We start from the raw sequence: 9,248 nt of genomic DNA, 5'->3' as shown, positions 1-9,248 counted from the left end.
TCGTCCCCGTCATACACCTCGCCGACGATGGCGTGCTCGGTGCGAACGACCCGTCCCGCCCGCGGGGCCGACGGAGACGCTGCGAACCCCCGGCGAGGACCCCGCGCCGGGCACCAAGAAGCGGCGCTTCCTGCGTGATCCGCTCTCCGTGGTGCTGGTCTGCATCATCGTGGTGTGCCTGGTGATCGCGGGCCTCGTCGGCGCCGAGCTGTACGTCCGGCACGTCGCCAACAGCAAGGTAGCCGAGGCGGTGGCCTGCGAGGTCAAGGACTCCGCGACGGCGTCGTTCGGGGTGACGCCGTTGATGCTCTGGCAGCAACTCACCAAGCACTACACCAACATCTCGGTGTCGACGGCGGGCAACCAGGTCCGCGACGCCAAGGGCATGAAGATCGACATCAACATCCGCGACGTCCAGCTCAAGGACACGCAGGACTCGAAGGGCACGATCGGGTCGCTGGACGCGACCGTCACCTGGACGTCCGACGGCATCAAGCAGTCCGTCCAGAACGCGATTCCGGTGCTGGGCCCCTTCGTCACCAACACGGTGACCACCCACCCCGCCGACGGGACCATCGAGCTGAAGGGCATGTTGGACAACCTCACCACCAAGCCGGTGGTGTCGGGCACCGGCCTGCAGCTGCAGATCGTCAGCTTCAACGCGCTCGGCTTCACGATGCCCAAGGAGTCGGTGCAGTCGACCCTGGACGACTTCACCTCGCAGTTCACCAAGAACTACCCGCTGGGCATCCACGCGGACAGCGTGCAGGTCACCAACGACGGTGTGACGAGCCACTTCTCGACGCGCAACGCCAGCATCCCGACCGGCAACAACAACGACCCCTGCTTCGCCAACCTGTGACGGTTTAGCCGTCCGGTAACGATGCGCGCCGGCACGGCGCGAGGAGGCGCCGGACAATTCAGCCCAGCCCGTCGAGCACGGAGCGGGTGCCGGACAGGCCGAGCCGGGTGGCGCCCGCATCCAGCATCGCGAGCGCGTCGGCGGCGGCGCGGATGCCGCCGCTGGCCTTGACGCCCAACCGGCCGCCGACCGTCTGGCTCATCACGGTGACCGCGCGCACCGAGGCGCCGCCCGCGGGATGGAAGCCGGTCGACGTCTTCACGAAGTCGGCGCCGGCGTCCTCGGCGGCGCGGCACACCCGCACCAGGGTGCGGTCGTCCGTACCCGACAGCAGCACCGCGGACTCCACGATCACCTTCAGCACCGGGCCCCCGGTCATGGCGTCGCGCACGGCCGCGATGTCGGCCCGCACGGCGTCGATGTCCCCGGCCAGGGCGGCGCCGATGTCGATGACCATGTCCACCTCGGCGGCGCCGGCCGCCACGGCCCGTTCGGCCTCCAGCGCCTTGACCGCCGACGTGTGCTTGCCCGACGGGAAGCCCGCCACGCTCGCCACCCGCACGCCCTGCCCGGCGCGCACCGCGACCGGAACCATGGACGGCGAGACACACACCGCGTAGACGCCCAAATCGGCGGCCTCGGCGACCAGGGCGACCACGTCCGCCTCGGTGGCCTCGGGCTTGAGCAGGGTGTGGTCGACAAGCGCCGCCAGCTGCGCCCGGGTGGGTTTGTTCGCCACTAGAACCTTTCTTCGGGCCCGCCCGGATTGCATCCGGACGCGACCATCTCCGCATCGTCGACGACGGGGCGCCAGGGCTCCAGGTTCCAGCTGACCTTGCCGGGCTGCGCGAGTTCGGCGTACTGCCAATGGCACACGAACTGCGCGCGCATGCCGGCGGTGTCCGCGTCCGGCGACAGCGCCAAGACCTCGGCCCACGCCTCGTCGGCCGCGTTTTCGGCCTGCTGCCTGGCGGCCAGCCGCCCCGAGGGCGTCGGGAACACGCGCAGGCTGGTCAGGCCGTGCCATTGCGCCCACTGCGTGTGGTCGATGAACGGCGGGGACGCCGTGCCCGGGTCCGCCGCCCCGGTGCCCGCGGGACCGCACAGCGCGACGAGCACCGCTGCCGACACCGTCAGCAGGGCCTTCATCCCGCTAGCGCGACTTACCTTGGATTTCGAGAAGTTTCGGCCGCACGTCGACCAGATACACGCCCGCCGCGCACGCGGCGATCGCCATCCCGAGTACCCCGAAAACAAAACTCAGGATGGACGTCAGGGCGACGGCCAGGCCGAGGATCACCAACCACACCGGCTTGGTCAGCTTGTCGGCGGCGGTGTAGGCGTCGGGCCGCTGGAGCGCGGCGTGCACGAACGCGTATACCGCCGTGACCAAAACGGCGATCTGCAAGACCAACATGACGGTACCCACGAGGTGGCTCACGCCTTAAGCGTATGCGGGCGCCGTCGGAAACGTCGACACGGAGTTGTCGGACAGGCAACTCCGAGTCGACGCCGCGACTTACTTCTGGGTGACCTTCTTGGCGGACGCCTTCTTGGCCGGAGCCTTCTTGGCGGGCGCCTTCTTGGCGGGCGCCTTCTTGGCGACAGCCTTCTGGGCCTTCTTGGCCGACTCGTCGGTCTTCTTGGGCAGCTCGATGCCGACCAGCTTGGCGGCGCGCTCGCCGACCGCGCGGGTCTGCGACGCGACGGTGCCCAGGGCCTCCTGGGTCAGCTCGACGGCCTGGTCCACGTAGCCCTCCGCGCGCGCGGAGGCGTCGTCCAGACCGGTCTGGCTGCGCAGCCGCTGCAGCGCGGCCTCGCCCCGCTCGACGAGCTCGTTGTAGCGGTTGGTCGCCGCGTCCAGGTAGCCCTCGGCCGCCTTGCGCAGTTCGTCGCTGGTGAACCGCTCGCGCAGCTCGCCGATCTGCTCGGGCAGGTCCTCCTGCAGCTTGGTCAGGCGAGCGCGGCTCTCCTCGACCCGGGTGCGGGTGTCGGCGCGCGTCTCTTCGGCGCGATCGCGCAGGTTCGCGATCAGCTCGTTGACCGTCGCCAGGGCCAGGTCGGCCGCGCCGAGGGCCGCGAGCAGCGGGGCCCGCAGATCTTCGATGTTGGTGTTGTCCGCCATGATGATTCCTTTCGTTACGGCGTTCTTGGGTGTTTGTTATGGGAGACGAAGGGCGACGGTCCCCTGCGTGTCTGTGGGTCTATGCGTGCCGGCCAGAACGGGGAAACTTCACTCGCCGTTGGATTCGGGGGCACACTCCTCGTTGCTCGGTTCGGTGGATTCGTTCTGTTGGGTGAACGACGTGTAGATGTCGAGCAGGATCTGCTTCTGGCGCTCGGTGATCGCGGTGTCGGTGATGATGGCGTCGCGCACCTGGCTCTTGTCGCTGGGCTCGAGGATCCCGGCCCGCACGTAGAGCACCTCGGCGGAAACCCGCAAGGCCTTGGCGATTTGGTTGAGCACGTCGGCGGACGGTTTGCGCAGTCCCCGCTCCACCTGGCTCAGATACGGATTGCTCACCCCGGACTTCTCGGCGAGCTGGCGCACCGAGACCTGCGCTTGTTCGCGCTGGGTCCGGATGAAGCTACCGATGTCCGAGGCCATGTCGGAGGCGGCGTTGGACACCTTGGCGGAGAGCTTCTCCTCGGGTGCCATGGCGTGCTCCTGGTCGGACGGTCGATCTGACGGCCCTCAGACTACTACAAGTGCTTGCTATTGCAAGCACTTGTTAGCACTACTAGAAAAGCAGCTGCGCGACGGCGTAGATCACCAGGCCGGCGAGCGAGCCGACGACCGTGCCGTTGATCCGGATGAACTGCAGGTCACGGCCCACGTGGAGCTCGATGCGCCGGCTGGCCTCCTCGGCGTCCCAGCGCTCGATGGTGTCGGTGATGATCGCTGTGATCTCCACCCCATACTGAGAAACCAGGTGCTGGGCCGCCCGGACGATCCAGTTGTCCACCTTGTCGCGCAGGTCGGCGTCGTCGCGCAGCGACTCCCCGATGCGGACCACCGTGTCGGCGATGCGGGTGCGCAGCGTGCTGGACGGGTCGTCCACGCCCTCGAGCACCAGCCGCTTCAGCGTCTTCCACGCCGTCGCCGCCGCGTTGGCGATCTCGTCGCGCGCCATCAGCTGTTCTTTGATCGCGTCGGCGCGCGCGATGGTGTCCGCGTCGTGTTGCAGGTCGTCGGCGAATTCGAATAGGAACCGGGTCGCCGACCGGCGCAGCTCGTGATCGGGATTGCGGCGCACCTTGTCGGTGAAGTCCATCAGCTCGCGGTGGATGCGGTCGCCGACCAGGTGGTCGATGAAGCGCGGCGACCAGGTCGGCGAATCCCGCTCGACCACCCGCTGGATCACCTCGCCGGCGTTCAGGGACCACTGGAAGGCGCGGTCGGCCAGCAATTGGATCAGCGCCTCCTGGCGGTTCTCGGCCAGCAGGGTCGCCAGCACCCGTCCGACCGGCGGCCCCCACTGCGGTTCGGCGATGCGGCGCACGATCATCCGGTCGATCACCTGCTGGACGTCGTCGTCGCGCAGCAGCTCCACCAGCACCCGCAGCAAGGTGGCCGTCTCGCTGGCCACCCGCTGCGCGTGCGCGGGCTCCGACAGCCACTTGCCGAGCCGTCCCGGCACCTGCGCGTCCCGCAGCTTGGTCTCCACCACCGGCGGTGACAGGAAGTTCTCCCGCACGAAGGTTCCCAGCCCCTCCCCGAGCTGATCCTTCTTGCGCTTGATGATCGCGGTGTGCGGGATGGGGATGCCCAGCGGATGGCGGAACAGCGCCGTCACCGCGAACCAGTCGGCCAGCGCGCCGACCATCCCGGCCTCCGAGGCGGCGCCCACGTAACCGACCCAAGCGCCCAGGTTGGCGTGGGCCTGGGCCCATCGGCAGGCGAGGAACAGGCCGGTGGCGCCGATCAGGAAGCTCAGGGCCACGGCCTTCATCCGGCGCAGCGCCACTCGGCGCTCGGCGTCGGCCTGCGGGTCGGCACCGGCGAAGGACTCGGCTAACGACGCGTGCGGGCGCCCCGCAGCGGTCGACGAAATCAGCGCGTCCGGCCCCGTCGATCGAGGGGCCGGCGCTTCGCCTCGCGACGAGGCTCTGTGTACCACCCCACCATCATCTATCGAAGCGGCCGATTGATGCGACGACACTGCTCCCGGGCCCGCAGCGGCGCGCGGTCAGAGTTCGAAACAGGCCCGCACGCCGTAGTATCGAGTGCGTCTAGTGAATGGGATATCGGCGACAGTGGCAGAGCGAATGTTGGCTGTGGCGGCCAAGACGGATGGCCGCAAGCGACGCTGGCACCAGCACAAGGTGGAGCGCCGCAACGAGTTGGTAGACGGCACGATCGACGCGATCCGGCGCCTCGGCGGCACCATCAGCATGGACGACATCGCCGCGGAGATCGGCGTCTCGAAGACGGTGCTGTACCGCTACTTCGTCGACAAGAACGACCTGACCACCGCCGTGATGATGCGGTTCACGCAGACCACCCTGATCCCCAACATGGCCTCGGCGCTGACCTCCAACCTCGACGGCTTCGACCTGACCCGCGAGGTCATCCGGGTGTACGTGGAAACCGTCGCGAACGAACCCGAGCCGTACCGCTTCGTGATGGCCAACAGTTCGGGCAGCAAGAGCAAGGTGATCGCCGACTCCGAGCGGATCATCGCCCGCATGCTCGCGGTGCTGATGCGCCGCCGGATGCAACAGGCGGGGATGGACACCGGCGGCGCGGAGCCGTGGGCTTACCTGATCGTCGGCGGCGTCCAGCTGGCCACCCACTCCTGGATGTCCTACCCGCGCATGAGCCGCGACGAGCTGATCGACTACCTGACGATGCTGAGCTGGAACGCGCTGAAGGGGATCGTCGAGGTCGGTGGGTCGCTGGAGAAGTTCCGCGAGGAGCCCCACCCGTCGCCGATCGTGCCGCCGCGGGGACACGAGGATTCGTCCCCGACGTAGCCGGCCCACGGTGCGGCGCCGGGGTCGCTCTTTTGTGCATTCGGGCCATGTCGTGTGACGCTATGAGCCGCTAGCGAAGACGACTCGCATCGCCGCGACGACTAGCATGCAGGGATGCACCGGGGGTGACGCAGGGCTGCGTCGTGCAGGCCGGTCATCCCCGCCTCCGCATAACGAAAGGCTCTTCTCGACATGTCCGTGCAGCTCACGCCGCATTTTGGAAACGTGCAAGCCCACTACGACTTGTCCGACGACTTTTTCCGGCTGTTCCTGGACCCCACCCAGACCTACAGCTGCGCCTACTTCGAGCGGGACGACATGACGCTGGAAGAGGCGCAGCTCGCCAAGATCGACCTGGCGCTGGGCAAGCTGAAGCTCGAGCCCGGGATGACGCTGCTGGACATCGGCTGCGGCTGGGGCGCGACCATGCGGCGGGCCATCGAGAAGTACGACGTGAACGTCGTGGGCCTGACGCTGTCGGAGAACCAGGCCGAGCACGTGCAGAAGTCGTTCGACGAGATGGACACCCCGCGCACGCGGCGGGTGCTGCTGGAGGGTTGGGAGAAATTCCACGAGCCCGTCGACCGCATCGTGTCGATCGGGGCGTTCGAGCACTTCGGCCGCCAGCGCTACGGCCGCTTCTTCAAGATGGCCTACCAGGTGCTGCCGTCCGACGGAGTGATGTTGCTGCACACCATCGTTCGGCCCTCGTTCAAGGAGGCCCGGGCGCGCGGCATGACGCTGACCCACGAGATCGTGCACTTCTCGCAGTTCATCCTCACCGAGATCTTCCCGGGGGGCTGGCTGCCCACGCCGCAGACCGTCGGGGAGTACGCGGTGACGGCCGGCTTCGAGCTGACCCGGGTGCACTCGCTGCAGCTGCACTACGCGCGGACGCTTCAGATGTGGGCCACCGCCCTGCGGGCGAACCGCGAGGAGGCGATCGCCATCCAGTCGCAAGAGGTCTACGACCGGTACATGAAGTACCTGACCGGCTGCGCCAAGCTGTTCCGCCAGGGCTACACCGACGTCGACCAGTTCACGCTGGAAAAGTAGGCGCGGCAAGCGCTTTCGCGGCGCCCGCCGTCAGTACGTGTAGAAGCCCTGGCCGGTCTTCTTGCCCAGCCGGCCCGCCTCCACCATGCGCAGCAACAGCGGCGGCGGGCCGTACTGCGGCTCCTTGAATTCTTCGAACATCTTGTCCGCGATCAGTTTCAGGGTGTCCAGCCCCACCAGGTCGGACAGCCGCAGCGGGCCCATCGGGTGCGATAGCCCGGCGACGACCGCCTTGTCGACGTCTTCGATGGTGGCGAAACCTGCCTCCACCATGCGGATGGCCGACAGCAGGTAGGGCACCAGCAGCGCGTTCACCACGAAGCCGGACCGATCCGAACAGCGCACCACCTGCTTGCCCAGCACCGCGCTCGCGAACTCCTCGGTGCGCGCCGCGGCGGCCTCGTCGGTGACCAACGTGCAGACCAACTCGACCAGCGGCAGCACCGGCACCGGGTTGAAGAAGTGCAGCCCGAGCACGCGCTGCGGGTTCTTGGTGGCCGCTGCGATCTTCATGATCGGAATGCTGGAGGTGTTGGACGCCAGCACCGCGTCGGGATCGGTGATGGCGCGGTCGAGTTCGGCGAAGATCTCCGCCTTGACGGCCTCGTCCTCGACGATCGCCTCGATCACCAGCTGGCGGTCGGCGAGGTCCTTCAGATCGGTGGTGAAGGTGAGCTTGCTCAGCGCGCGGTCGCGCTCCCGCTCGGTCACCTTGCCCGCGCTGACGCCGCGCTCCAGAGACTTCACGATGCGGTTGCGTCCGGCGGTGATCAGGGCCTCGGTGGTCTCGAACACCGTCACGTCGACGCCGGCGCGGACCGAGACCTCGGCGATGCCGGACCCCATCTGGCCGGCCCCGACCACCCCTACCCGCTGAATCGCTGCGTCGCTCACTGTCATCTCTTTCGGTGTCGTATCGTCTTGCACCGCAATAGGCCCCGCCCAGGTTCGCTGGGCGGGGCCAATGCTACTTCACGGTCAGCAGGCGCTGATTCGCACGATCTGGATCGCAGCGGTGCGATTTCGCGACTGCTCGGCTCCGCAGACGATCAGTGAAACTGACCCTCTTCGGTGGAGCCGGTCAGCGCGGTCGTCGACGAAGTGGGGTCGACGGTGGTGGCGATGCGGTCGAAGTATCCCGCACCGACCTCGCGCTGGTGCTTGGTCGCGGTGTAACCGCGCTCCTCGGCGTCGAACTCGCGCTCCTGCAGCTCGACGTACGCGGTCATCTGGTTGCGGGCGTAGCCGTAGGCCAGATCGAACATCGAGTAGTTCAGCGCGTGGAAGCCGGCCAGCGTGATGAACTGGAACTTGAATCCCATTGCGCCCAGCTCCTTTTGGAACTTGGCGATGGTCGCGTCGTCGAGGTGCTTCTTCCAGTTGAACGACGGCGAGCAGTTGTAGGCCAGCAGCTGGTCGGGGAACTCGGCCTTGACGCCCTCGGCGAACTTCGCCGCCAGCTCCAGGTCCGGGGTGCCGGTCTCCATCCAGATCAGGTCCGAGTACGGCGCGTAGGCCTTGGCCCGGGCGATGCAGGGCTCGAGGCCGTTGCGCACCCGGTAGAAGCCTTCCTTGGTCCGCTCACCGGTGATGAACGGCTGGTCGCGCTCGTCGACGTCCGAGGTGATCAGCGTGGCCGCCTCGGCGTCGGTCCGGGCGATCACGACGGTCGGCACGTCGGCCACGTCGGCCGCCAGGCGGGCGGAGGTCAACGTGCGGATGTGCTGCTGGGTCGGGATCAGCACCTTGCCACCGAGGTGACCACACTTCTTCTCCGAGGCGAGCTGGTCCTCCCAGTGCGACCCCGCGACGCCCGCGGCGATCATCGCCTTCTGCAGCTCGTAGACGTTGAGCGCGCCACCGAAGCCCGCCTCGCCGTCGGCGACGATCGGCGCCAGCCAGTTCTCCACCGAGGTGTCACCCTCGACCTTGGCGATCTGGTCGGCGCGCAACAGCGCGTTGTTGATCCGGCGCACCACCTGCGGCACCGAGTTGGCCGGGTACAGGCTCTGGTCGGGGTAGGTGTGACCGGACAGGTTGGCGTCACCGGCGACCTGCCAACCCGACAGGTAGATGGCCTTCAGGCCGGCGCGGACCTGCTGGACGGCCATGTTGCCGGTCAGCGCGCCGAGCGCGTTGACGAACTCGAGGTCGTGCAACTGGCTCCAGAGGACCTCGGCGCCGCGGCGGGCCAGGGTGTTCTCCTCGACCACGGTGCCCTGCAGGGCGACGACGTCCTCGGCGCTGTAGGTGCGGGTGACACCCTTCCAGCGCGGGTTGGTGTCCCAGTCCTTCTTGATCTGTTCGGCGCTCTTGGGGGTGCCAACGGCAGACATTGGGCATGCTCCTTCAA

Annotated in this window: 11 protein-coding genes; 3 read left to right on the top strand and 8 right to left on the bottom strand. The window is 67.8% G+C overall.

What is annotated here, in order from left to right:
• The first annotated feature begins 79 nt into the window (after positions 1-79).
• Positions 80-862 (top strand): DUF2993 domain-containing protein, encoded by a 783-nt coding sequence (locus A5680_RS04725; protein ID WP_067816671.1) that lies wholly within the window; start codon positions 80-82, stop codon positions 860-862.
• A 58-nt stretch (positions 863-920) separates the two neighbouring features.
• Here the strand turns inward: A5680_RS04725 and deoC are convergent, their stop codons facing one another.
• The 6 genes from deoC to A5680_RS04695 all read right to left on the bottom strand — a co-directional run bounded on the left by deoC (position 921) and on the right by A5680_RS04695 (position 4,983).
• Positions 921-1,601: a deoxyribose-phosphate aldolase gene (deoC, locus tag A5680_RS04720; RefSeq protein WP_156675006.1), complete on the bottom strand. Its 681-nt coding sequence runs from the start codon at positions 1,599-1,601 to the stop codon at positions 921-923.
• Complete coding sequence (locus tag A5680_RS04715; RefSeq protein WP_067816664.1) at positions 1,601-2,011, bottom strand: DUF2599 domain-containing protein; 411 nt, start codon at positions 2,009-2,011, stop codon at positions 1,601-1,603. The genes deoC and A5680_RS04715 overlap by 1 nt, the downstream gene beginning before the upstream one ends.
• 4 nt (positions 2,012-2,015) lie before the next feature.
• A complete protein-coding gene (locus A5680_RS04710) occupies positions 2,016-2,303 on the bottom strand; it encodes a DUF2516 family protein (protein ID WP_040621261.1) in 288 nt (95 codons plus the stop codon).
• 78 nt (positions 2,304-2,381) lie between these two features.
• Positions 2,382-2,987 carry a heparin-binding hemagglutinin gene (locus tag A5680_RS04705; protein WP_067816661.1) on the bottom strand — a complete coding sequence of 202 codons (606 nt, stop codon included), beginning with the start codon at positions 2,985-2,987 and terminating at the stop codon, positions 2,382-2,384.
• Between the two features lie 108 nt (positions 2,988-3,095).
• On the bottom strand, positions 3,096-3,521 hold the full coding sequence (locus A5680_RS04700) for a helix-turn-helix domain-containing protein (RefSeq protein WP_055400711.1): 426 nt from the start codon (positions 3,519-3,521) through the stop codon (positions 3,096-3,098).
• Between the two features lie 82 nt (positions 3,522-3,603).
• Positions 3,604-4,983, bottom strand: a complete 1,380-nt coding sequence (locus tag A5680_RS04695) for a DUF445 domain-containing protein (protein ID WP_156675005.1) — start codon at positions 4,981-4,983, stop codon at positions 3,604-3,606.
• 136 nt (positions 4,984-5,119) lie between these two features.
• On the opposite strand from A5680_RS04695, the gene A5680_RS04690 reads away from it, so the two are divergent.
• Both A5680_RS04690 and pcaA read left to right on the top strand, forming a co-directional pair.
• Entirely contained in the window at positions 5,120-5,839 is a 720-nt protein-coding gene (locus tag A5680_RS04690; RefSeq protein ID WP_055400709.1) for a TetR/AcrR family transcriptional regulator, read from the top strand.
• A gap of 192 nt (positions 5,840-6,031) precedes the next feature.
• A complete protein-coding gene (gene pcaA / locus A5680_RS04685; RefSeq protein ID WP_055400707.1) occupies positions 6,032-6,895 on the top strand; it encodes a cyclopropane mycolic acid synthase PcaA in 864 nt (287 codons plus the stop codon).
• Positions 6,896-6,925: 30 nt separating this feature from the next.
• On the opposite strand, the gene A5680_RS04680 is transcribed toward pcaA, so the two are convergent.
• Positions 6,926-7,789: a 3-hydroxybutyryl-CoA dehydrogenase gene (locus A5680_RS04680; RefSeq protein ID WP_156349449.1), complete on the bottom strand. Its 864-nt coding sequence runs from the start codon at positions 7,787-7,789 to the stop codon at positions 6,926-6,928.
• Positions 7,790-7,944: 155 nt separating this feature from the next.
• Positions 7,945-9,231 (bottom strand): isocitrate lyase, encoded by a 1,287-nt coding sequence (aceA, locus tag A5680_RS04675; RefSeq protein WP_067755546.1) that lies wholly within the window; start codon positions 9,229-9,231, stop codon positions 7,945-7,947.
• Positions 9,232-9,248: the final 17 nt, after the last annotated feature.

This window comes from Mycobacterium sp. E2989 (assembly GCF_001667595.1).
GTDB lineage: Bacteria > Actinomycetota > Actinomycetes > Mycobacteriales > Mycobacteriaceae > Mycobacterium.
Note: the sequence above shows the minus strand (reverse complement) of the source record. Positions and strands in the feature narration are given on the sequence as shown.